Annotated in this window: 19 protein-coding genes; 17 read left to right on the top strand and 2 right to left on the bottom strand. The window is 62.2% G+C overall.

From position 1 onward, the window contains the following. Positions 1–99 precede the first annotated feature (99 nt). From H7687_RS05900 to H7687_RS05865, 8 genes are all read left to right on the top strand, one after another. Positions 100–1,494, top strand: coding sequence for a CHASE2 domain-containing protein (locus H7687_RS05900; protein WP_183346140.1), 1,395 nt, complete (start codon positions 100–102; stop codon positions 1,492–1,494). 13 nt (positions 1,495–1,507) lie between these two features. Further along, positions 1,508–2,389 (top strand): hypothetical protein, encoded by an 882-nt coding sequence (locus H7687_RS05895; RefSeq protein ID WP_183346139.1) that lies wholly within the window; start codon positions 1,508–1,510, stop codon positions 2,387–2,389. Positions 2,390–2,787: 398 nt separating this feature from the next. Beyond that, positions 2,788–3,246 (top strand): hypothetical protein, encoded by a 459-nt coding sequence (locus tag H7687_RS05890; RefSeq protein WP_183346138.1) that lies wholly within the window; start codon positions 2,788–2,790, stop codon positions 3,244–3,246. 185 nt (positions 3,247–3,431) lie between these two features. Continuing rightward, positions 3,432–4,904 (top strand): tetratricopeptide repeat protein, encoded by a 1,473-nt coding sequence (locus H7687_RS05885; protein ID WP_183346137.1) that lies wholly within the window; start codon positions 3,432–3,434, stop codon positions 4,902–4,904. A 295-nt stretch (positions 4,905–5,199) separates the two neighbouring features. Further along, positions 5,200–6,207, top strand: coding sequence for a S1C family serine protease (locus tag H7687_RS05880; protein WP_183346136.1), 1,008 nt, complete (start codon positions 5,200–5,202; stop codon positions 6,205–6,207). A 145-nt stretch (positions 6,208–6,352) separates the two neighbouring features. After that, complete coding sequence (locus H7687_RS05875; protein WP_183346135.1) at positions 6,353–8,188, top strand: M48 family metalloprotease; 1,836 nt, start codon at positions 6,353–6,355, stop codon at positions 8,186–8,188. Positions 8,189–8,249: 61 nt separating this feature from the next. After that, positions 8,250–8,792: a hypothetical protein gene (locus tag H7687_RS05870; protein ID WP_183346134.1), complete on the top strand. Its 543-nt coding sequence runs from the start codon at positions 8,250–8,252 to the stop codon at positions 8,790–8,792. A 75-nt stretch (positions 8,793–8,867) separates the two neighbouring features. Next, positions 8,868–11,003 (top strand): caspase family protein, encoded by a 2,136-nt coding sequence (locus H7687_RS05865; RefSeq protein ID WP_183346133.1) that lies wholly within the window; start codon positions 8,868–8,870, stop codon positions 11,001–11,003. A 154-nt stretch (positions 11,004–11,157) separates the two neighbouring features. Here H7687_RS05865 and H7687_RS05860 read toward each other — a convergent pair whose 3' ends face one another. Further along, on the bottom strand, positions 11,158–12,669 hold the full coding sequence (locus H7687_RS05860) for a DUF6531 domain-containing protein (RefSeq protein WP_183346132.1): 1,512 nt from the start codon (positions 12,667–12,669) through the stop codon (positions 11,158–11,160). Positions 12,670–12,904: 235 nt separating this feature from the next. Here H7687_RS05860 and H7687_RS05855 point away from each other — a divergent pair, with 235 nt between their 5' ends. The 7 genes from H7687_RS05855 (at position 12,905) to H7687_RS05825 (ending at position 19,484) form a co-directional block, all read left to right on the top strand. Continuing rightward, a complete protein-coding gene (locus tag H7687_RS05855) occupies positions 12,905–13,810 on the top strand; it encodes a HEAT repeat domain-containing protein (RefSeq protein WP_183346131.1) in 906 nt (301 codons plus the stop codon). A gap of 64 nt (positions 13,811–13,874) precedes the next feature. Further along, the gene (locus H7687_RS05850) at positions 13,875–15,347 is read left to right on the top strand and encodes an alpha/beta hydrolase (protein WP_183346130.1); all 1,473 of its coding nucleotides are present in this window, start codon (positions 13,875–13,877) and stop codon (positions 15,345–15,347) included. Positions 15,348–15,439: 92 nt separating this feature from the next. Further along, entirely contained in the window at positions 15,440–15,865 is a 426-nt protein-coding gene (locus H7687_RS05845) for a hypothetical protein (RefSeq protein ID WP_183346129.1), read from the top strand. Positions 15,866–16,347: 482 nt separating this feature from the next. After that, the gene (locus H7687_RS05840) at positions 16,348–16,794 is read left to right on the top strand and encodes an OmpA family protein (protein WP_183346128.1); all 447 of its coding nucleotides are present in this window, start codon (positions 16,348–16,350) and stop codon (positions 16,792–16,794) included. Between the two features lie 79 nt (positions 16,795–16,873). Continuing rightward, positions 16,874–18,181 (top strand): Tol-Pal system beta propeller repeat protein TolB, encoded by a 1,308-nt coding sequence (gene tolB / locus H7687_RS05835; RefSeq protein WP_371877565.1) that lies wholly within the window; start codon positions 16,874–16,876, stop codon positions 18,179–18,181. Positions 18,182–18,279: 98 nt separating this feature from the next. Further along, positions 18,280–19,065, top strand: a complete 786-nt coding sequence (locus H7687_RS05830) for a DsbC family protein (protein WP_183346126.1) — start codon at positions 18,280–18,282, stop codon at positions 19,063–19,065. Next, on the top strand, positions 19,062–19,484 hold the full coding sequence (locus H7687_RS05825; protein ID WP_183346125.1) for an OmpA family protein: 423 nt from the start codon (positions 19,062–19,064) through the stop codon (positions 19,482–19,484). Before H7687_RS05830 ends, H7687_RS05825 begins: the two co-directional genes overlap by 4 nt. A gap of 17 nt (positions 19,485–19,501) precedes the next feature. Here the strand turns inward: H7687_RS05825 and H7687_RS05820 are convergent, their stop codons facing one another. Further along, positions 19,502–20,242, bottom strand: coding sequence for an N-acetylmuramoyl-L-alanine amidase (locus tag H7687_RS05820; RefSeq protein ID WP_183346124.1), 741 nt, complete (start codon positions 20,240–20,242; stop codon positions 19,502–19,504). Between the two features lie 242 nt (positions 20,243–20,484). Between H7687_RS05820 and H7687_RS05815 the strand changes: the two genes are divergently transcribed. Next, positions 20,485–21,726: a hypothetical protein gene (locus H7687_RS05815; RefSeq protein ID WP_183346123.1), complete on the top strand. Its 1,242-nt coding sequence runs from the start codon at positions 20,485–20,487 to the stop codon at positions 21,724–21,726. 5 nt (positions 21,727–21,731) lie between these two features. Beyond that, positions 21,732–22,424, top strand: a complete 693-nt coding sequence (locus H7687_RS05810; RefSeq protein ID WP_183346122.1) for a YiiX/YebB-like N1pC/P60 family cysteine hydrolase — start codon at positions 21,732–21,734, stop codon at positions 22,422–22,424. Positions 22,425–22,460 lie beyond the last annotated feature (36 nt).

Here is a 22,460-nt window from a genome sequence, read left to right as displayed (position 1 = left end):
AAGCTGGAGCTTTGCACCATATGGGGTTCCCAAGCTGGAGCTTGGGAACCAGGAAATACCAACAGCATTCGCTAATAGAGCCTTAAAGAAGGAGTAGCAATGAGTTTTGTCCCCACCTTCTGGCGCGACCGCATCCTGCGTGCCCACTTCCTGGTCAACCTGGGCATCGGGGTCCTGATCGCCCTGGTGTTCACCGTGACCGCCACCACCCAGTGGGGCGAGGTGCTTTTGAACGCCGCCTTCGACGTCATGGTCCGGTACGAGCACAGCAGCCTCACCGCCGATGCGCAGGGAAAGAGCCCGCTTTTCTTCGTGGAGATCACCCCTCAGGAATACCGGCAGTGGGGCGAGCCGCTCATCACCCCCCGCGACCGGCTGGCGAGCCTCGTCGAAACGGCGTGGCAGAAGGGGGCGCCGGTAGTGGCGCTCGACGTCATCCTCGATAAACCGGACCTGCTCGATCCTGCCGGCGATGCCAAGCTGCGCGGGCTCTTGGAGCGGATGCTGAGGGAAAACGCGCGCACCCAGGTCGTCCTTCCGGTCCGCGTCGGAAGCGAGGGAGACCTGCGCCCGCACCTCTTCGAGGACCTGCTGGAGCGCCGCACGGCCGACGGGCGCAAGATCCTGCACCGTGCGGCCCCCATCGTCGTTGCCAGCGAGAGCGACCTGCTGAACCGGTTCTGGGGCGCCTACGAGGTCGGCCGGGACGCACACGGCAAGCCGCAGATCATCTGGAGCCTCCCCGTCGTGGCGGCAGCACTGTACCATGATGCGCGCAGCGGCACTGCTGCGGCGAGCGCAGAACTGGACCGTGCGGCGGCGGCCCTCTTGGCGGCCGGCTCCAGGGAACCCCGTGAGGCGCACGGCAGCGAGGGGGAGGGGCACCATGTCAGCATCGGCACGTCCCTCATCCATCTTTCCGCGCTTCAGACGGGACCCGCCCCCGAGGCGGCCACCACCATGTACCTGGCCGGGGAATCGCACTCTCTCCCCTACACCCAGCGCATCCGCTTCCTGATCCCTGCCGGGGTCCGCGACCGGCGCGACGCCGGCAACTTCCGCCCCGGCCTCTCCCCCGACTCCCTCGCGGGCCGCATCGTCCTGATCGGCAACGGCAGCCCCGAAACCGGCGACATCCTCGCCACGCCGGTGGGACGCATGCCCGGGATGTTCCTGATCGGAAACGCCATCAACACCATCGTGTCCGGGAAGATGCCGGTGCACCTGCCGGCCTGGCAGCATTTCGCCATCGAGGCCCTCATCATCGTTTTCGCCGCCTGGCTGTTTCTGCATTTTCACTCCACCCTGGCCCAGATCCTGTCGTCGCTTGTTTTCATCGTGCTGCTGGTGCCATTCAGCTGGGCCATCTACCAGCAGTGGGGGCTCTTTTTCAACTTCCTCGTCCCCGTGCTCGGCATGCAGTTGCACAAGACGGCCGACGGCTTCGAGGAGATGATCGCCTCCCGGGGGAAGAAGCACCACCATCACCATTAGGAGGAGCTTGGTCATGAAACAACGCACTCTCTGCCTCGCTGCAGCGGCTTTCTTTGCGGTCGGCGCCCTTCCCGGGGTCGGTACCGCTCAGGACGTCGGCATGTTCCTGGGCGACCAGCCCGACTGCAGGATCATCGGTCCCACCGTTAGCCGCAGCTGCACCAAGGACGCTGCAGTGAAGGCCGGTGACGTCATCGAGACCAAGGTGAAGGCCGCCGCGCTTCCCATACAGTGGCTCTCCCCTGAGTTGGTGCGCCTGGACCCGGTGCAGCGCGGATACCGCGTGGCGTTCTCCCCGCCTCCCGGGGGGAGCGGCGTCCTGGCGGTGTTGGGAGACCTGGTGGGCTTTGCGCGCCATGCGGGGCGCCAGACGCACCGGGCCGCGACCCGGGGCCCCGAGGTCGAGCCGCCCCGGCTCCCTGGCGCCGCGGCTACCCTGCTCCCCGGGCAGCGGGTGAGCTTTCGCTGGTGTAGCAAAGAGGCACACAAGCTCGTGATCCGTGACGCCGGCGGGGCCACCGTCCGTGAGATCGAGGTGGCGCCAGGGACGCGGGCCATGAGCGTAACCCCGGAGGAGTTGGGGATGGTGCCAGGGGTGCCCTATCGGTGGGAACTCACTGGTGCCGGCGAGGAGGGAAGCATCCGTCTGCTTGGTGGGCCGGCCGCCAAGATGGTGGCGGATGCACTGAACGCCGTAGACCGGGAGGAGGGAAGCGCCGCGGAAAAGGGGCTCCGGAAAGCTGCCATGGTCAAGTTTCTCTCCGACAACTACGGTGGCGAATTTGCTTTTGGATGGCTGCAGTATCAGTTGATACAAGAGCTTCCCGCGGGCCTCGCCGCCGGCGACAGGGCTGCGGCGCAGCTTATGGAGGCGGGCATCCTGCACTGCCAATAGCTTTTCCGGCCGGATGCCTTGGCCGTTGCCGCCGTCCCCCTGCTGGCGGAGAAGATAATTTCGAAAAAAAGAGGGGGAAAATGCGGCAGGTTGCGTCCTGATCTAGTGAGAGCATGGTGCTGCGAGGCAGAGGTGACGCCGCCGCGGCTGATCGATGCAGCAGTACGGTAGATGCGCGTGTCCTGAGTAAGTACAACAGAAGTGAAAAGTGTTTCTTTTATTGCTGCGAATTATCTTATTCTAATCATTTTGCGGTAGTCAATGTCAGAGAGGAACCTGTTTACTTAAAAAAATAAAGTTACAAAGTAATTAATTTTAGTTGTTGTCAGCTTGATGGTACGTTATTATTTGCGGCACGCACACTATCGTGTGTGAAATTACTGATTGGAGGGTAACTTATGAATTGGAAGGCAGGTCTGATGGTTCTTACTCTAGGCGCGTTTATCTGCAGTCCTCTTTTTTCCGGCACAGCATCGGCTGCCGAGAAAAAGGTCAAGAAGCAGACTTCGGTTGCCAAGAGTGCAAAGACAAGAGGCGAGGCGGACGAGAACATCAAACACAAGTCCGACCAGAACGACCCCAACGCGAAGATCGAAGCCCCTGCCAAAAAGGGCGGCAAAACTCGCGGCGGCTATTGCGATCTTACCGTCGACAACTGGACTCCCTGGAAAATCCAGGTCTATGTTGAAGGCGACTACGTGGGCCTGGTTTCCAGTTACGGCAAGGCTGACGGTTTCTACTCCAGAGGTCCCCTGGTCGTGTACGGCGTGGCGGAATTCGACGACGGCTCGCGTAAGTCTTGGGGCCCTGAGGCAATCTACTGCGATGACAACTTTACCTGGAAACTCTCCAGGTAAGAGCTCAAGCTGTTCAGTGAGTTCCAATAGCCCCGGCGTCGTACCAGCCGGGGCTATTTTTTTCCTTCACAATTTTCCGGCTCCATGGTGCGGCTTGCCCGGCACGAAAAAAAGTACCCGGCAAAACGGCCCGCTGTCCGTCTTACCTATGGAAATTGATTTCTCATAGGAAAGGGAGGAGACCGATGTTACGCGTGTTGCAGGCCGTAGTTCTGGTAATCACCGTTTCGTTGCCGCTTGCCCCGGCGTTTGCGGTCCAGGAGGTCTATGTCGGGACGCTGGACCTTGTGGAAGTATCAGGCAGGGACTGCCGCGGCTACACCAACTCCCGCCCCATCGAACTCGTCCTGGAACGACGCCAGGGGGGGGCGCTGACCGCGATCGAGGGATATCTGTACGGTCCCCAGATGGAACCCGGGCGCATAAGGGGCACGGACCCGGCCCATCTCACGGTGGTCTACCCCGGGGCTGACCGCTCCTCCGGGGAACACAGGTTGAGTCTTTCCTTCGACCACGACGTCCTCTCCGGCGAGATGCGCGAGGCGCACCTGGATGCCGCCGCGGATGGCTGCAACTTCGACCGGGCCTTTATCACTGCGCTCAAGGCGGATGCGCTCCTTGCATCCAAGAAGGCGGACAACGCCCGGCAGCTGTTCCGTGCCAGGGAGCTGGAGCTTGAAGCCTGGCGGTATTTGGAATCCTCCGCATACGAGCAGGCCGAAGCAAACCTGCTCCAGGCCCTGGAGATCAGGAAGAGGATCTACGGTGAGGAGGCCGCCGAGGTGGCCACGGGACTGGCCGAACTGGGCAAGCTTTTCCGGCACACGGGCGATTACCAGAAGGCGGAACAGAATTTACTTGCCGCACTGGAAATGCAGGAGAGATTCCCCGGGAAGGAAAGCTCCGAGTACGTAGAGACGCTGAGGCAACTGGGCTACTGCTATTTTGCGGGTGGGGTAATCTCCAAGGCCGAACGGATGCTCAGGGAGGCGCTCGAGATCAGGGAGAAGATGCTGGGCCGAAACGACCCGGCCGTGGCCGTGATCCTGCTTGATCTGGCGCCGGTCCTGGTGGCCGGGGCCCAGGTCATCGAGGCGGAAATATTCCTGAAGCGGGCCTTGGAGATCGTCGAGTACAGCTACGGTCCCGTTCATCGGGAAGTCATCACGGTTGCGACCTACCTTGCTGCCTTTTACGAAGAAACCGGCAGGACCGAGGAGTCCCTGGCGCTCTACCGCAAAAGCCAGGACATTCGGGAACAGATCGATCCTGACGGCGCCGAAACCCTGCAGGGCATGGTCGACCTGGGGGGCAAATACCTCGCTGCGCGCCGGTACGACGACGCCCTGAAGTGCGGCAGGTCCGTCCTGGAAACGCGGGAGAGGCTCTTCGGCAGCGAGCATCTCTCAGTCGCCGCCACCCTCGATTTTCTGGCGGGAATCTGCACCTCTGCCGGCCGCCCATTGGAGGCGGAGGCTCTCCTGCGGCGCTCCTTGAACCTGAAGGAGAAACTTCTCGGTCAGGGCAGCAAGGAATACATCCAGGGCGTCTATGCCCTGGCAAACCACTACTTCAATAACGGCCGTAAGGCGGAGGGAAAAGAACTCATCATGCGCATGCTCAAAAGCGGCAATATGGTGATCCCGCCTGCAGGATGAGTTCTAACCTAGGCGGCAAGCTGTCAGTGTCGGGAAAACGTGGTTGCCAATTAGAATTAAATCATTGTTTTTGCTGTGGAGACAGTCATTAAGGCCATTGGATTTGCGTTGACCTGTATTCAGCCCGATGGTATACAGTCACCTGTTGATGCGCCCGTTTTATAACGGTTCCTGATATTTGAGGAGGTACTGTATGCTGCAGCGTATGCTTGTCGTTGTGTCCTTGTTACTCGCGATTTCCCAACCGGCCCTTTGCGCCAGTCAGGCCTCCTCTCTTTTCCCACAGGTGGCCATGGTGAAAAATGTCATGCCAGCCGTCGTCGGCATCGGCATCGACAAACGGACGCGGGTCGGTTACCGCTTCTCCGGTAACGACTCGTACTGGAATGAATTCCAGAAGTACTACAAGCAGGAGGAGAAGCAGTTCCGCCAGAAGGGACAGCCGCAGTGGGAAAAGGGACAGGACACCATCACCGTGGAGGATATCGCCGTGGTCGGCTCGGGGTTCATCGTTGCCAAGGACGGCACCATCGTAACGGCACAGCATGTAATCGACGGCCACCGCTCTGTCTACATCACCACCTGGGACAACAAGGTGTACCGTGCCAAGCTGGCCCGGCAATCCAAGGAGGATGATATTGCCATCCTGACCATGGAAGTGGGGGGAGGGAGCTTCCCCTTCATGCCGATGGGGAACTCGGACAACCTGGAGATCGCCGAACCGGTCATCGCCATCGGCAACCCCTTCGGGATCACCTTCACCGTCACCAGCGGCATCGTGAGCGCCCTGAACCGCACCCTGGGGGAGGGGACGAGGAAGCTGATCCAGACCGACGCGCCGCTCAACCCCGGCAACAGCGGAGGTCCCCTTTTGAACCTGAACGGCGAAGTGATCGGGATCAGCGATGCCATCTACAGCCCGGGCAAGGGCGTAGACGGCGAGGCGTTCAACGTGGGGCTCGCCTTTGCGGTGCCGGTCAACCGGGCGAAGGATCTCCTGGCCGCTGCGACTCCCGCCCCGGGATCGGGATCCGGGGGCGGTGTCTATCTGGGCATCGGTCTCAAGAACAGTGCGCAGGACGCCGTCGTCGACAGCGTCGATGAGGGGAGCCCGGCGGCGCGCGCGGGGATGGAACCCGGCGACCTGATCGTGGGTGTTGACGGGCGCAGGGTTGCCGGTGCGGATGCGGTCCTCAGGCTCCTGCGCGGCAAAAAGCCCGGGGAGACGGCGACGCTCACCATCGCGCGCGGCGAGAAGCTCATGGAGATCCGGGTCAGGCTCTCCCAGAGGGAGGAAGGTTAGAGGTGAGGGGGCGGACCGGGGCCTCTCCCCCTGTTACCTTCGCCCCTTACGGGCTATCGCGGCGGGCCCGGCCTGCCCGGGATCGATGCGGCGGCGGCCCCGGACAGGGGTGCTCGCGGCAGTGCCGGAACACGAGGTGAGAAGGATGAGGTTTGTGCGACCTCTTTTGTTGCTGCTGCTGTGGGGCGTCGCCTGGCAGGGGGCGGCCCGTGCGGAGGGGGACCCAAAGGACAGCTACGAGTGGTGGAAACAGTACGCCGTCAAGGGGGAGCCCCTGGTTGCCGGGGCCGAGCGGGTGTTCGCCCGCGTGCTGGCAGCCGCCGACAAGTCGGAGGCGCGGCTTCCCCGGCTGCTCGTCATCGACGGAGCCAAGGACACCTATGCAGCGGCGCTTCCCGACGGCACCATAGTCCTCTCCCTGGACGGCATCCGCGCCTGCCGGGCCGGCGTGGACCAGGGCAAAGGTGATGCCAGGCTCGCCTTTATCCTGGGGCACGAGCTCTCCCATCTCTCCAAGAACGATTTCTGGCACCTGAGGGCCTACCGGGCGGTGCTGGAGTTCGCCTCCGGCGGCAAGGACGAGATCGGGTCGGTGGCCCGCTTCCTGGAGCAGGCAAGCGACGTGAAGCAGGGCCACAACCTCGAGGTGACCAAGGTCAAGGAGCTGCAGGCCGACAGCTACGGCATCGTTTTCATGGCCATGGCCGGCTATGATCCCCACGCGGTAGTCGATCGGGACGGCACCAATTTTTTCCGGGACTACCTCGCCCAGATCGCCGCGCAGTTACCCTCCAAAGATGACGAGCACCCGACCGCCGAGCAGCGGGCCGAGTTTCTCAAATCACAGCTGCTGCAGGTGGCCGACGAGGTCGAACTGTTCCATATCGGCGTGCGCTTCTACCAGCAGGGGGGGTACGACGAGGCCATCACCTACTTCACGCAGTTCCGGGAACTCTTCCCGGCCCGGGAACTCTTCAACGACATCGGCCTTTGTTATTACCAACAGGCGCTGGAGCGCCTGTCCCGATGCGACGCGTCGCTTCCCTACCGATTCAAGCTTCCTGCCTTATTGGACACCGTCACCCTGGCGCAAGCCACGGTCACCACGGTCACCAGGGGAGGCAAGGGTGAGAGGGGAGAAAACGTCATCTGCCAGGAGGACGGGGAGTTTCGCGCCGACATCGATCAGGCGGTGCGGCACCTGGAACTGGCGCGGGAGAGGGACCCTTCCTACCTCCCGGCCCGTCTGAATCTCGCCTCGGCCGCTATCGTGGCAGGGGACAACGCCAAGGCACTGGCCGCCGTGGAGGAGGCCTTGCGTCTGCAACCCGGGAAGCCGGAAGCTCTGGCTGTGAAGGCGGTCGCCCTCTACCTCTTTGGCGCCGCAAACGGCGTCGACACCGTTCAGCCGGCGCGCTCCATCCTGACCGGGCTCACCGCCTCCCCGGCCCCCTTGCCGGACGCCTTCTACAACCTGGCGGCGCTGGAGCGGGAGCGGGGAAAGGCGGACCTGGTGCCGGCGTACCTGGAGCGTTTTCTCGCGCTGGAAGGCACCGGGGGGTATGCGGCGGCTGCGCGCCGGCAACTCGGCCGGCAGCCCCAGCCCCGGCCCGCGCCGCGCACGGAGCAACCCAAGTCGCCCATCGCGCTGGGCCAGTTGCGCGTTGCTGCCGGTCAGACGCTCGCCGGGATGAACCGGAGGGAATTCGTCATCGGCAACGACGACTGGGCCCTCTATCGGGGGAAGGGGATGCTCGCCCTGGTGCGAATCGACCGTGCCTCCGGATTCCAGACCGTGGAGATGGTCGAAGTGGCGCAGGCAAAACCGGTCAGCGCCGAGCTCTTCCGCGCCGCCCAGGGCGCCCCGCGCCGCGAACTTGCCGGCAACTCCGGCACGGTGCTTGTCTACGACGGTTTCCTGGCCGACGTGGAGGGGGGCGAGATCCGCAACCTCACCTTCTTCAACCGTAATGGCATCTAGGGGCGGATGGTACAACGATCCGGCTGCCGGCCGGGGAGGACGAAAACCAGGGTGATGAATAATGAGCGTTGAGACGTGGAAGAGGCTGGCTGCCGTACTGTTCCTGCTTGCGGCGTCGTTGCCGATTGCCCGATGCAGCGAGGAAAGCGCTTCCTCCAGTACTGCGCAATCGTCTCAGGCAACGGCACCGGCGCCGGCGCCCGCGCCTGCTGCCAGTCCCGGCGTCAAGGAAGCGGAAACGCCGCAGCCTGAGCCGGGGTCGGAATTGCACCAACCCGGGTCCGGCAAGCGCCAGTGGCCCAGGGAAATCAGGGTATTTGCCTTGATGGAGCGTGACGATCCCCAAACGTGGCTTCCGGCGGCGTGTTTCCTTTGGCCCGTGCCCCTCGTCGTGCTGCGACTGTGGCGGGACAGGAGGGGCCGCGTCCTGTCGGGCATCCTGGAGTTGTGCGGATGCTGCCTCACCGCGTGGTTCCTGGGCTCGCTTGCCTTTTCCGACTGGTGGCGGCTCTGCATTGGCTGGTATCTGGGGGGTGCCGCGCTCCTTATGCACCTCACCGCCACGGTTGCCGGCTTTTTCCGTCGCAGCGCCCCCGTGCACTAAAGTCGCGCCGCCTTGCGCCGGCGTTGAGCTTAAGCAGAACAAATCGAAGGTACGGTAAACAAAGGGAGGAAACAGATGACCAAGAGAATACGCCGCTTGCTACTGCTGGTATGCTGCTTGAGCTGGTGCCTTTGCGCGCTCCCCGCCTACGCCGCCAAGCACGCACTCTTGATCGGCATTGCCGACTACAAGGCCACCAGTGGTTTCAGCGACCTGGACGGGACCATCAACGACATCGAGCTGGTGCGGACGCTGTTGAAGGAGCGTTTCGATTTCAAGGACGCGGACATCAGGGTGCTCAAGAACGCGGAGGCAACCCACGAAGGGATCCAGCGCGCCTTTGCCGAACTGGAAAAGAAGGTGGCCAAGGATGACATCGTCTATATCCACTACTCAGGCCACGGCTCTCTCACTCCCAACCTCAACGGGATGAAGAAGCCCCGATTCGAGGGTGGCATTGCCTACGATTCCACCTGGGTCCCCTTCGGTTCGCGGCCCAAGCCGGAATCCCTCCCGGCCGGGGCGGATGCCCGAAAGCTCGACTACTACGACGTCCTCAACGAGGAGGTGGGGGAGTGGCTGCTGCCGATCTATCAAAAGACCGACAACATCGCCTTCGTCTCCGACTCCTGCCATTCCGGCAACATGACCAGGGGAGGGGGGGAGGCCCCCAAGGTAAGGGCCATCGACATCGATATGCGCAAGCACCCGCTTGGACCGCGCATCTTCAAACACGCCGATGTGACCGGAGTCGTAGTCGGTGCGGCGCGCGAGGACCAGCAGGCGGGCGAGTACGAGGCACCCGACGGCAAATCCTACGGGCTTTTCACCTGGAACTGGGTCCAGGCCCTCAACAAGGCTGATCGCGGCGAGACCTGGGAGGACGCCTTCAAACGCACCCTGGCCTTGATCGGTAGCGAACGTGACACCCGGCAGCATCCGCAGATCCAGGGCAAGGTGAAGCGCGCCATTTTTGCCGGCGATTTCCCGCCGTCCGTGCGCAGCGTCTCCGTCGGTGGGGTGTCGGCGAACGGCAAGACCCTCAAGATGAAATTGGGAACCTTCGCGGGCATTACGGCCGGCTCCGTCTACAAGAAGAAGGATGGTGAAGGCTCCTTCGTCATCAAGTCCGTGAAAGCCTTTGATAGCGAGGGAGAGGTGACCAGCGGGAGCTTCAAAAACGGCGACCTGGCCGTTGAGGAATCCCACGCCTACCCCTACACACCGCTCAAGATCTTCATTGCCGAGGATCCGCAGATGGTGAGTCCCGCCGAACGCAAACAGGATAAGGCCCTGGTGGCCACGTTGAAAAGGGAAGTGGCCACGCTTCCCGGGTACCAACTGGCCGGTTCCCAGAAAGATGCCGATTTCATGCTGATGGTGATCCGGCCCATGCGCAAGGACGGCAAGCTGGTCTACGAGACCCGCAAAACCAACAGACCGGCACCGACGCTGCCGATGGCCGACAGGAATGCCAAAGCGGAAATTTGGGCGCTTACGCCGGATGAACAGCCGACTGTTGAGAATATGCAACTCCAGCCGCCCGACGAGAAGCGCGCGGTCGAACTGGTTGTGGAGAACCTGAAGAAGGTGTCCCGCATCCGTGAAATCAAGCACCTCGGTGCGGGCGGGCGCGCTGGTGAGCCGGTGGTCGAGCTGTTCGTTACCCGGTACACCCCCGATCCCTCGTGCCAGGGCGAGCAGTGCCTCGATGTTCCTGACGAAAAAGCCACGGGGCGTTTCAGACCTGTAGCGACGGTCCCCGCCCATCAGTTCCAGGGGAACCAGATAAAGCGGGGTGAAATCCTCACTTTTGCCGTGAAAAACAACACCCAAAACGACCTCTACTGCTACCTGCTCGACATTTCCCCGGCCAAAGGAAAGATCGAGGCGGTGTATCCCAGGGTGGGTGACGATAACGCGGTCGTCCTGGTCAAAGCGGGAAGCAGGCGCAACTTCGGCGAAGTCGCCGGAATTCTCATTGAGGACCCGGGGGAAGACATCGTCAAGCTGATCGCTTCGCAGATGCCGCTCGATGTTTCCCTGTTCGAGCAGACCGTCTTTGCAACCCGCGGCGCAACCAAGGGTGAAGGCAACCCCTTGGAGGATTTCCTGGCGAGGGCCATGGGAGGGGCCAGCAGGGGGGGCATCTACACGAATAACAAGCGGGCCCAGTGGGGAACGGTGCAGTTCAGCTACGAAGGGATCTAGCTGCCCGGTAAGCTGCGGCACCGTCTCCGGCTACCCGCAATCTCTTTCGCGTCTCGGCACGAACAGAAATGGCCCCTTCGCCATGTGAAGGGGCCATTTTCATGCGTCCAGATCGACTTGCGGCGTAAGCCGAAGAAGTTCGTTGTTACTCCCGCTACTCCCCTGCCTGTGCCTCCCTCACCAGGTCGAGCAGCACCCGGAAGGCATCGGTTATCTGCAGGGAAATCTCTCTTCCTTGATCGCCATGCACCTCCTGAATCACCCCTTTTTCGTCGTAGCTGACTTCAATGCTCCCTACGCCCGGAATCTCCAGGCGGGTCGGTTTGCCGGCCGGGCCGTACTTGATGAAGAGGATCCTGCTGCCGTCGTCCAGGCTCTCGATCTGATCCAAATGGTTGTACTGCATGACCACATGCGTGCCGGAACTGTCCCTGACCTGGAGCAGGTTCCCCTTGCTGTCGTAGCTGTAGGTCGTCTCAAGGATCAGCTCCCCGTTGTGCGAGCTTCTACGCACCTGGCTTACCTTGCCGGACTTTTGGTCGTAGCTCAACTCCACCGTCTCGGTCGGGCTTTCCTTGCGGGTGAGCCGATCGTTACTGTCATAGGTCCTCCTGGTGGTTTCCCCGAGACTGGTGGTCTCAAGCGGCAGACCCGAGCTGCTATAGCGTGACACTCCCATCACCTTTCCGTTTTGTACCTCGACTTCTTCCGACAGCCAAAGCTCGCCTGCTTCGTTGCGCTGCTCGGTGAAAAGGTGCAGGGTTGTTTCCTGATATGCATACTCTCCAGAACCGCTGCCGGAGGTCACGGTGGTCGCATGCGTCAGGCCGTCGGGGGAGCCGTCTTCGTAGCTGTAACGCTCCCATGCCCCGTAAGCGTAGGTGTGGGTACCTACCCGGGGTGTGGCCCCGCCGGTAAGGTAAGTTATGGTCTCATCCGAACTCCCGGTGGTGTAGCGGGTCAACAGCCCGCCGGAATCGTAGCGGAATTGGCCACCCTCGTTCTCGCCCGGAGTCACGCTTGCCAGCCGGCCGGAACGGTAGCCGTAGTCGACCAGCACCTCGCCGTCCCTGGTCACCTGGCTCACCCGCGGGCCGTCGAAGGTGAAATTGAGGCGGCATCCCTTGGAATCGACCAGCGCCACGATCTGGCCCGCCGCGTTGCGGACCACGTCCACTGTATAGCCCTGTCCCTGCTGTACCCTGACCAGCTTGCCAGCCGGGTCGTAGGTTTCCACCCGGTCGCCTGACTTGCGCAGGTAGCCCTCCCTTGTGGTGGTGATCGTTTGGCAACCGCAACGCGATCCGCGGTAGACGGCCCCCTCGCTAAAGGGAGCGCCCTGGGAGACGCCCGCTGGGGCCCGGAGGTACCGCATCGGCTTCCCGGAGCACGGATCCATCACCAGCAGCGTGTCGCGCTCTCCCCGTTCCACGGTCAATTCGTACTCGCTCAGCCATCCGGACCCGAACATCCCCTCCACCTTCCAGGTCGAGTGGTAGTAGCGGGTCACCCGGGGAGCGTCGCCTTCGTGCTCTCCGAGGTCAGTTTGCACCAGGCGAAAGTCGCCGTTGCGGATGATTACCTCGGCCAAAGCCGGGGTGGCGGCAGTTGCCACGGTTGCGGCCAGCACCACCACTCCTATGCAAAATGCCCTGAATCGTTTCATGTTTTCCTCCGTGCTCTTTTCGAGTGAACTGCTTTACCTATCAGACGGTAAAGAGGCTGAAAACCCCCGGCGTTTTTTTGAGCCAGAATGCGGATGATCATTTTGGCTGGAACCGGAGCAAGGCTATGGGGGGAAGGGCAGGGCAAGGTGAGGAAAGATCTTGACACGGTTTCGTGTCAGGTAGTACCGTCCGCCAGTATCCAGGCACGTCCCCGTCCTTACACAGGAACCACCTATGCAATTTACCGCTCAAGAGATTCTCGATTATGTCCGATCGGGAGGGAGCAGCACTGGTTACCTCGACTTTTCGGGAGCCGAGATAGACACTGTCGAACCTCTGATCCAGTACCTTGCAGACAAGGATGGCCAGTATCGGTGGCTTCTTGCTCGAATACTGGGCGAGATTGGTCCGTCTGTCAGTTGTGTCAGCGATGCATTGGTACGGTGTACTCTTTCCGATATGGCGCCGCTGCGGCAGCACGCAGCACTTGCTTTGGGGCGCATCGGGGGCGCGTCCGTCACGGTGGTATCGCGCCTTCGCGATCTGCTCGCTGACCAGGAAAAGGCGGTAGTTGTGGCCGCCGCCAGTTCCTTGCTGCTCCTGGTCCCGTCGTCCCGGGAGGCGGTCACGGTCCTTGAGGAGGTGCTGCGGCAAGAACCCGTCGAGTTGAGGTACTGGGCTGCAGCCGGACTTGTCGATGCCGCCCATCTCGATCAGGCCATCCTGGAGGCCGCCCTTGGTGCGTTGGAGGATCCGGATGACGCCATTGCATCCTATGCTGCTGCGCGGATATCGGATACCGTTCCTGCCGAGTCAGTTGCTCCGCATCTTGTCGAACTGCTGCGCTCCGGCAATCAAAAACTCCAATCGGGGGCGCTGCGACTTGTCCGTAACTATGGCAGGGCGCTTGGCTTCCAGGGAAGCGGCGTTGTCGAGGCGATTGTCGGCGCTGGGTTGTTGGATGGTGACGCCCGCGAGCCTGAAGTCACCGTGACGGCCATGAGAGCGGTACGAGAGCTGATGCCGGGAGAAACCACGCTCCTCGAAGCTGTCATGCGCCTGTCATGTGCAGGGGACTCGTGGGTGGCAACGGTAGCTGGGGACGTGTTGGAAGAGATCGGCGCATTGCCGCTGGAGTAGCACTCATAGAGATGGTGTCATAGCAAGCAGACACCTCAACTTTTCGATGCCTTAGGAGTTCCGTATGTTCGCCCAAACCTTCAGGGGGCTTTTCCTTGTCGTTTTCCTGTTCGTTGGCGCCGGCTTTGCCCTGCCGGTGCTGGCAGCCGCTCCGCCGCAGGAGCTTTTCTCTGCAGTCGAGGGGGGCGATGCCGTTCGCGTCGAGGCGCTCCTGAAGAGCGGGGTGGGAGCGAACGCTGTCGACGCGCGCGGGGTGCCTGCCCTGGTAACCGCGGCTGGACGCGGGGCGGCAGATGTGGTGCTGGCATTGCTTTTTGCCGGGGCGGATGTCAACGCGGCAGACCCCAGCGGGACAACCCCCTTGATCGCCGGCTGCAAGGGGGGGCACACGGCCGTGGTGCAGGCCCTTTTGGAGGCGGGTGCGGACCCGCAACGGCGCGACGGGGACGGTCACACCGCACGTTACTATGCCGAGGCGGCCGGGGATCCCGGCAACCTGGTGGTTCTTTTGGAGCAGTTTGGTGGTGGGGAGAAGGTGCGCGGTGTTCAGCGCTTTGTTACCGTGCCTCTTTATTTCTCCACCAACCGCAAGCCGCTTGCCCCCGTGAAAGGAACAGCACAATACGGCGCCGAGCGTGACGCGAAGCTGCATTACGGCAAATGCGAGGTCACCATCCCGGTGTCGCACGTTCCGGGAGAGTTGGAGGGGCCTTCGACGCTCCTGCTCGAACTGAGCGCTGATCCGGAGAAACATATCATCCTGAAGGATGCCAGGGAGCTCGGTGAGCAGGAGTTCTACCGCCAGCTGAAAGCCGAGGCGGGCCCCCGGGACATACTCCTGTTCGTGCACGGGTACAACGTTGCCTTTGAGAAGGCCGCACGGCGTACCGCCCAACTGGCTTACGATCTCAAGTTCCCCGGCATCCCGGTGCTCTTCAGCTGGCCTTCCCAGGGAAAGATCCTGGGATACGCCGACGACGCCCGTACCGTGGCTGCCTCGGTGCCCGACATAGAGCGTTTCCTGCGCATCCTGATCGAGCGCTACCGCCCGGAGAAGATCCACGTCATCGCCCACAGCATGGGGACCCATGGCCTGACCCAGGCCCTGGCCCGCATCAGCGACTCCCAGAAGAAGGGGCACAAGGTGATTTTCAACCAGTTGGTGCTCGCCGCCCCCGACATCGACGGGAAACTGTTCCGCGAGGAGATCGCCCCCAAGCTGTCGCACCTCGCCCGCAGGGTGTCGCTCTACGCCTCATCCCACGACCTGGCCCTGGCCGTTTCCCACCGCTACAACGACGGCCGGCGCGCCGGCGACTCCAACCCCGAGATCGTTGTGGTGCCCGGGGTTGATTCCATCGACGTTTCACGAGTCGATACGAGCCTTCTGGGCCATTCCTACTACGGCAGCAACCGCTCCATCATTACCGATATAAGCGAGGCTTTGCAGTTGAAGAAACCCGACGAGCGCGAGTTCCTGGTGCGTCGGGAATCGCCGCAGCATCGCAAGTACTGGTTGTTCAACCCCACGAGGTAGCCGCAAGGGCTAACCCTGCGGGCGCAGCAACCTCGCGGCCGGATGTGGTGCTGCGCAGTCACCTTGAAAGGACGTTGCCGAGGTCTGCCTCTATGAAACTTCTCGCCGAATCAGCAAATTATCTGATCTGCCATGACTTCGAGCAGGCCTATCTCGTCCGCAAGACGAGCGGGAGCAGGACCGAAATCGGCCGGCACTATGGCGATCCCGTTGCGGCGCTGATCGGTCCCGATGAATCCTGGTTCGTCACCGCGGGCGAAGGGATCGTCTACTTCGACTTCAAACAAGGGATGCGCTCGTTCTTCCGCGAGAGCAATACGCACGGGGACGACCAACCGGCGCCGGCTTTTGTGCATGCGATCCGCTTTGAGCCACCGGCTGCCGTGCGCATACTGATCGATCCCTGGTCACCCTGTGCTTCCGTGTGGTCCCTCGATGTCCGAACCCTGCAGTTGGTGAAAATACAGGATGGCCCGTCCCTGGCCGACCAACCCTACCGGGAAGACGTGGCCTTTTAGACCGTTTACCCCCGCAGTACCTTCCTTCCCCCTCCTGAGCAGTTCCCTCTCCAGATTTACTAGCCCTCTCAACTCCCGGTCGATGCCGTCATCTGACCCTCTCGCAAAGGAAGAGGATGTCGGCGCAGCGCGCAGAACAAAAAAAACGCGCACATACGGAAAGGCGAGAATTCTTTGAGGGAAAATTCAGCCCCGTCCGTCTTGTTCCAGTACGGAGGCAATCTGCATAGCCATCCGAGATCTTGCACATGTTGCCGTACCAATCAGGAGGAGAAGCGACCATGAACCGGATGAGAGTTTTTAGTTATTGTCTTTTGTGCCTTGTCACAGTCTGGCTGGCAGCCTGCGCGGCCACCCCGACAGTGCCACCACCAGGCGGCGCCGGTAAGGCCGAGGCTGTTCCCGCACCTGCTCCCCAACCTCCCGCCAGGGAGCCGGTACCCCCGCCGCAGCCTAAGCCCAAACCGCCGGTTGTCGAGCCCATGCCTGCTCCGGTAAAGCACCCGGAACCGGCGCCCGTCGTCGATCCCCCGGTACCGCCCGGCCCTCCGCCCGCTGCCGTGAAACTCGAGGCGGTGCTCTTCGAGTACGATGCCTTCACCCTGGACGCTGCTGCGCTTGAGGCGCTGGAGCGGATCTACCAGGTGCTGGCCAAGGAGCAGGGGACGTTCGAGGTGGAAGGGTACTGCGACGAGCGCGGCGATGACCGTTACAACATCTCCCTCGGGGAAAGCAGGGCCCAGGCGGTAGTCAACTGGCTGGTAGCGCGGGGGATAGAGGGGAGGCGGCTGAAGCAAATCAGCTATGGCAGGGAGTTCCCGGCCGACCCCGGGCACTCGCCAGAGGCGTGGCGGTTGAACCGCCGGGTCGAGATCGTACCTGCGGGGAGCCCCGGCCCCGGGGTGCGGCGCCGGGCTGCCGGCAACTGACGGCGGGGCTTGGGTCATGAGTGTTTCATCCTGCCTGGGCCGAGGGGCGGGCGCCGGAACTGGTCGGACCGGCGCGGCCGTGCTCCGCGTCTTTCTCTGTCTGCTTATCCTGGCACTCCTCGCCGTTCCGGCGGTACCCGAAAGCACGGCCGGCGACAATGGCGAGGAGGTCCCCATAGACGTTACCGCACCCGGGCAACGTCTGCTGCGTACGGTGGTCGCCAAACCGCTGTCGGATGGTAAAGAGGAGCCGGCTTGCGCAAAGGAACTGGGGGATCTCCTTAGCTTCGATCTCTCCTTTGCCGGGCCGTTCGAACCGGCCGCGGATCCCCAACAGGTGCGCAGAAGGGGCATCGCCCCGGGGCTCTTCGATTTCGCCCCCCTGGAAGCTGCCGCCGTGGACTTCCTGGTCTTGAGCGGCTACACGGTGGCCGGGAGCACCCTGACGGTGGAACTCCGGCTGTACCACGTGCCGAGTCGTTCCCTCAAGGTCGCCAAACGCTTCACCGCGACTGTCAAGGAATTGCGGCAGATCGGTCACCTTTTCAGCGACGAGATTCTCCTCGCCGTCACCGGGAAGAGAGGCCCCTTTTCCGGTGGGATCACCCTGGTCACCAGGAAGGGGGGTGCCAAGGAACTGGCCCTCATGGATTACGACGGTCACAACATGCGACCCCTGACCGGGAACGGCTCGCTCAACCTGCACCCGGATTGCGCCGCTGGGGGAGCTGAAATCGTGTACACCTCCTACAAGAACGGCGGGCCCGACCTCTACCGGCGCGAGATCTACCAGGGCAGCGAGGCGCGCCTGACGCGGTCGGCAGGGGGCAACATCACGCCCGCCTTCTCCCCCGACGGCAGGAGGATCGCCTTTTCTTCCAGCCGCGACGGCAACGCGGAGATCTACCTGATGAACCGGGACGGGACCGGGCTCAGGCGGCTGACCAGCAACCGCGCCATCGACGTCTCTCCCTGCTGGTCGCCGGACGGCAGGGAGATCGCCTTCGTCTCAGACCGCTTGGGGAAACCGCAGATTTTCATCATGGGCGCTGACGGCCAAAACGTCCGCAGGCTGACGACCTCCGGTCCCTACAACGTCAACCCCAGCTGGTCACCCCTGGGGGACCGCATCGTCTACAGCGGCCAGGTGGAGGGGACCTTCCAACTCTTCAGCATCATGCCGGACGGCAGGGACAACGTCAGGCTCACCGCTGTCGGGCGCAACGAAAACCCGCGCTGGTCACCGGACGGCCGTTTCGTCGTCTTCAACTCGTCCCGCGCCGGCGGGGATGGCATCTACCTCATGCGCGCCGACGGTTCCGCACAGATCCGCGTCTCGAGCGGAGCGGGAAGCGATGCCGAACCGGTCTGGGCGGCGGCGCGGTGAGATGGAGGTTTGGGGCAGGCTGGGAGCAGGGCACGAACTTAAGAAAGATAGATCAGTCACATCTTCGAACTAAACACTATTATGCTCAGGAGGCGACAATGAACAGAAAACTGAAGGTAATTCTTTTCCTGGTAGTTATGACGGTGGTAGCTGGGGTTCAAGTGGTTTTTGCCCTCGGCCTGGATGATGCCCGGCGCAGCTTCGAAGAAAAATACCCGGACATGAAGCAATTCATCACGTCGGTGCGTGAAACCGCCATCCCGGGGCTCTTCGAGTTCTCCGGCAGCGATGGGACCGCGGTGTACTTCTATCCGGCCAGCGGATACGTCGTGGTCGGCAAGATTTACGACCAGGAAGGGAAGAATATTGCCGAGGAGGGCATGAGAAAGGCGGCGCAGGAGAAGATGAAGCCGTTCCTCGCTGCCCGCGAACAGGGGATTGCGGTGGGGTCGGGGCCGGTGGAGGTCATCGAGATCACCAACCCCGACTGCGGCTACTGCAGAAAGCTGTCCAAGCACCTGGATCGCAACCGCGACATCACCCGACGCATCTTCATGGTAGGGGAGGGGGAATCGCTGCAGAAGGCGCGCTACGTTGCGGCAGCCACGGACAAGTCCAAGGCGCTGCGCGAGGTTATGAGCGGGTTGTTCGACGACGATCCGGAATTCGCGGCCAAGAAGTTTGAGGACGGTGGGGTGGTCGATGCGCACGTGAAGCTGGCGGAAAAGGTCGGGGTTGATGCCACTCCCATCGTCCTGATCAATGGCAAGGTGGTGGAGGGTGCGGACCTCGAAGAGATCGACGCCCTGATTCTCCAGGCGAAGCAGGCGGCCCACCCTGCCGCAGCGGAGGGGACCGCGCAGGTCAAGGGGCCCAAGCCATGACCGGAGGATCATGCTCTGGTGTAGCCCGGCGCCGGCCGGGTGCCGCGCTCCGCCTGCTATTGGTGCTGGCGGTGACCTGGAGCTTGCCGGCGCCGGGATGGTGTGCCATGAAGGACGAGGGGGCCTTGGTGCAGGTGTGGTTCAAGAAAGGGGAGACGGTGCTCGACAAACGGGCGCGGGAGACCATTGCCGGCAAACTCCCGGCGCTGCGCGGCGCGCCGGGGGCAAGGTTCGTGGTGGGAGGATGCCCGTCCGGGAGGGAACCGGCGCAGGTGCACGAGGCGCGTTGCCGGGCGGTACGCGATTACCTCCTGCAGCAACGCATCGATGCGGCAAGGGTGCGGGTGGCGTCGACCTGTCGCATCAAGCGGGACGCCGTGCCTGAGGAGGGAGAGATCATCACCATTGTGCGGGAGTAGCGTCAATCCCGTCCCGGTCACCTATTCTTTTGCTGCCACAACTTGAACCCGCCAAGCGCCTCCACGACCGCGCGGGCCATGGCATCGCGAGACGCCGGACTGGTGATGTGCGCCTCATCCTCGGGATTGACGATGACGCCGGCCTCCAGGAGGACCGCCGGGGTTGCCGTCCTCTTGAGCACCACGAGGTCGTCCTGCGCGTAGATGCCGAGTCGGGGATTCAGCAGCGGGCGGTTTTCACCCTCTATCTTTCGAGCGTGGTACAGGTTGGGCTGGAACCCGGCGGCGGTCAGTTTGCCGCCGAGGATTTCGGCGAATGCCAGGGACGCCTCATAGGCCGGGTTCTTCCGGGAGACATGGATGGAGAAGCCGGAGGCGGCGGAGGAGCAAAAGCCCTGACGCCCCTTTTCGGCAACGATCCTGCCGTCCCCTGGCTGCACCGAATCGTGGTGCACGCTCAGGAACAGGTCGGCAGTTTCGCTTCCTTTCACCCGATCGAGCAGGGTGGGAGCACCATCGGCGGTCCGGGTAAGGCGGAGCGTCGTGGTACCGTCAGCGGCGACGGCGGCGGCAATCGATTGCGCCAGGCGGTCGTTGTCGATTTTCTCATAGACGCCGCTGCATCCGAGCGCCCCGGGCGCTGCCGTCGTATGGCCGGGATCGAGGACGAGGGAAAAAGGGGCCTGAGCGGCTGCACAGCCGGAAAGACCAAGGATTACCAAGAGAAGCGCCGTCGTGAAAGTCGTCAGTGGGGCCATGTGATCGGAAACCTGAAAGAGGCGAGGGGCAGCAGAATAAGATGATGAGTTATAGCGTGAGGCGTCACCTGTGTCAAAGCAAAGTGCCGTGTGACGGCTTCACCTTGCCCCCACAGACAGAACGGCCGCTGTTTTTATGCCTTTTTGATAGTTTTTCCACTGAGGATTTGCTATACATCTGTGCCAATCGCTCCCGGGTGGACGATGGTAGGTGTCGAAATCGTTGTGCTAAGGAATCCCCTATGCTTCAGAAAATGTCCTGGTTGCTGGTCGCGGCAGCGCTGTTCCTTTCCACCGCATCAAGAGCAGAATCCGATCAATCGGCCAGCCTCGCCGACGACTATGTCAGCGCCAGGCTGGACATACCGGTCTTTTACGCCTTCCCCGAGAGCTCTTACGCCCCCCTGAAAGAGATAAAAGCCCCGGATACACGGGTGGTCGACTTCAAGCACCCCGGGTCTTCGGCCGCTCAGAACAAGCTGGGACTGAGGATCTTTTCCCACAAGCCCGATGCCTCGCTTTCCAGGGACCTGGCCGCCAGCGGCCTTATCCAGACCGGTGACATCTTGTTGAGCTTTCGCCCCGAATGGGGTAGCGGTGGTCCCTATCCCAACATCCAGATGGGGGTGAGTCATGCCGGGGTGGCCTACGTCAGTAACGGCGTGGTCAAGAACATCGACATGCCGCTTAGCCCTCAATACCTCGGGGAACTGAGCGCCGAGCATTACCGCGAGACCAAGGCGCTCCATGTCGTCAGGCCGCGCGGGCTCACCGACCAGCAGCGCAATAACATCGCGGGATGGGCCGAGCGACTCGCCGCCCGGGCCCCGGCCATCTACCCCTCGCGCATTTCCTTCAACCAGGACTACATGGTCCCCAACTACCAGCCGGGCCAGCCGCTGAACTTCGTCAAGCAGCTCGGGCAACTGGCCCAGGGGAAAACGGACGGCATCTCCCTCAAGATGTACTGCTCCGAATTCGCCTGGTCGCTGCTTTCGCTGCGCGACTGTAACCCAAGCGATGCCGCGTCGTTCCAGCAGGAAGGCATTCCCGCCTGCATCAGTCCCATCTTTCCCCCCCTGCACATGGTCGGCGATGCCGTCGGTTCCGGCGGTGAAAAACAGGTGGGGCCGGGCATGTCCGATGGTCCCTTGCTCACCATCAACGCGATGCATCTTGCCGACCAAAAGCGTGACCAGCTGCTTGCCTCCGTTTTCATGACCGATCCCAAGAGGAGTGCGAAGATGTCACCGGGACATCGCAAGGTCGCCGAAACAATGGGGCCGACCTTCGCCCTGCTGAAAGGGGAGTACCTGGGAGTCTTCCTCGACCCGAAAGCCTCCAAGGAAATCCGCGACCAGTTCAACGCGAAAATGAAGGACAACTATTCGCCCACCAGCTACCTGATTCTGACGCTGGTGCCTGGTGACAGCCCGTTCCGGCGCATGGACTATGTCGGCACCCTGACCTATCTCGAGCAGTAACGGGTATGGTCAACGTGACACTCTTCGACATGGTGCTCCTGCCAGTCCGCAACCTCCTGCTGGTTCTGTTGCTGCTTTTTTGCACCGGTTTTTCGGGCCGGAAAGAGGAGGGGGGGGCGATCGTCCTCCCCGCGGATCTAAGGAACGGCGATATCATTTTCCTGCAGAGTTCATCCCGCCAATCGTCCACACTGGAAGAAGCGACTCATTCCCGCTGGACCCATACCGGCATCATTCTCAGGCGGGACAACCGCTGGATGGTCGCCGAAGCTGCCGCGACGGTGAAGTACACTCCCATCGAGGAATTCATCGGCAACGGGAAGGGGCACCGTTTCGTCACCAAGCGACTCGAAAAATCACCCTTCGGCAGCACCGATGCCGGTCCCAAGCTGGCAAAGCAGGTCGCCCGCTTTCTGGGGAGGCCCTACGATATCCATTTCAAGTGGGACGACGAGACCATTTACTGCAGCGAACTGGTGTGGAAGGTCTATCAGCCCTTTGTCTCACTCAGCAAGCCGCAGCGTATGAGGGACATGGATCTGGCCGGCCCCCAGGCCAAGAGGATGATCGAGGAGCGGTACACCCGCAAGGGCCAACGGCTGAACCCCGATGAAACCGTGGTGACACCCGCGGCAATCTTCAATTCACCCCGGCTGGTCCAGGTGTACGATTCTCGGGATCACCGCGGGGCAAAGTAACCGTCGGGGGAAAAACGGCTCCCTTCCGTCTTAAGT

The organism is Geomonas paludis, assembly GCF_014193585.1.
GTDB lineage: Bacteria > Desulfobacterota > Desulfuromonadia > Geobacterales > Geobacteraceae > Geomonas > Geomonas paludis.
This window is presented reverse-complemented; position numbering and strand designations above follow the sequence as displayed.

Excerpts from the sequence above, each read along its gene's own strand:
- H7687_RS05900 (WP_183346140.1), top strand. The coding sequence starts at position 100 with ATGAGTTTTGTCCCCACCTTCTGGCGCGACCGCATCCTGCGTGCCCAC.
- H7687_RS05895 (WP_183346139.1), top strand. The coding sequence starts at position 1,508 with ATGAAACAACGCACTCTCTGCCTCGCTGCAGCGGCTTTCTTTGCGGTC.
- H7687_RS05890 (WP_183346138.1), top strand. The coding sequence starts at position 2,788 with ATGAATTGGAAGGCAGGTCTGATGGTTCTTACTCTAGGCGCGTTTATC.
- H7687_RS05885 (WP_183346137.1), top strand. The coding sequence starts at position 3,432 with ATGTTACGCGTGTTGCAGGCCGTAGTTCTGGTAATCACCGTTTCGTTG.
- H7687_RS05875 (WP_183346135.1), top strand. The coding sequence starts at position 6,353 with ATGAGGTTTGTGCGACCTCTTTTGTTGCTGCTGCTGTGGGGCGTCGCC.
- H7687_RS05870 (WP_183346134.1), top strand. The coding sequence starts at position 8,250 with ATGAGCGTTGAGACGTGGAAGAGGCTGGCTGCCGTACTGTTCCTGCTT.
- H7687_RS05865 (WP_183346133.1), top strand. The coding sequence starts at position 8,868 with ATGACCAAGAGAATACGCCGCTTGCTACTGCTGGTATGCTGCTTGAGC.
- H7687_RS05860 (WP_183346132.1), bottom strand. The coding sequence starts at position 12,669 with ATGAAACGATTCAGGGCATTTTGCATAGGAGTGGTGGTGCTGGCCGCA.
- H7687_RS05855 (WP_183346131.1), top strand. The coding sequence starts at position 12,905 with ATGCAATTTACCGCTCAAGAGATTCTCGATTATGTCCGATCGGGAGGG.
- H7687_RS05850 (WP_183346130.1), top strand. The coding sequence starts at position 13,875 with ATGTTCGCCCAAACCTTCAGGGGGCTTTTCCTTGTCGTTTTCCTGTTC.
- H7687_RS05845 (WP_183346129.1), top strand. The coding sequence starts at position 15,440 with ATGAAACTTCTCGCCGAATCAGCAAATTATCTGATCTGCCATGACTTC.
- H7687_RS05840 (WP_183346128.1), top strand. The coding sequence starts at position 16,348 with ATGCCTGCTCCGGTAAAGCACCCGGAACCGGCGCCCGTCGTCGATCCC.
- H7687_RS05830 (WP_183346126.1), top strand. The coding sequence starts at position 18,280 with ATGAACAGAAAACTGAAGGTAATTCTTTTCCTGGTAGTTATGACGGTG.
- H7687_RS05825 (WP_183346125.1), top strand. The coding sequence starts at position 19,062 with ATGACCGGAGGATCATGCTCTGGTGTAGCCCGGCGCCGGCCGGGTGCC.
- H7687_RS05820 (WP_183346124.1), bottom strand. The coding sequence starts at position 20,242 with ATGGCCCCACTGACGACTTTCACGACGGCGCTTCTCTTGGTAATCCTT.
- H7687_RS05815 (WP_183346123.1), top strand. The coding sequence starts at position 20,485 with ATGCTTCAGAAAATGTCCTGGTTGCTGGTCGCGGCAGCGCTGTTCCTT.
- H7687_RS05810 (WP_183346122.1), top strand. The coding sequence starts at position 21,732 with ATGGTCAACGTGACACTCTTCGACATGGTGCTCCTGCCAGTCCGCAAC.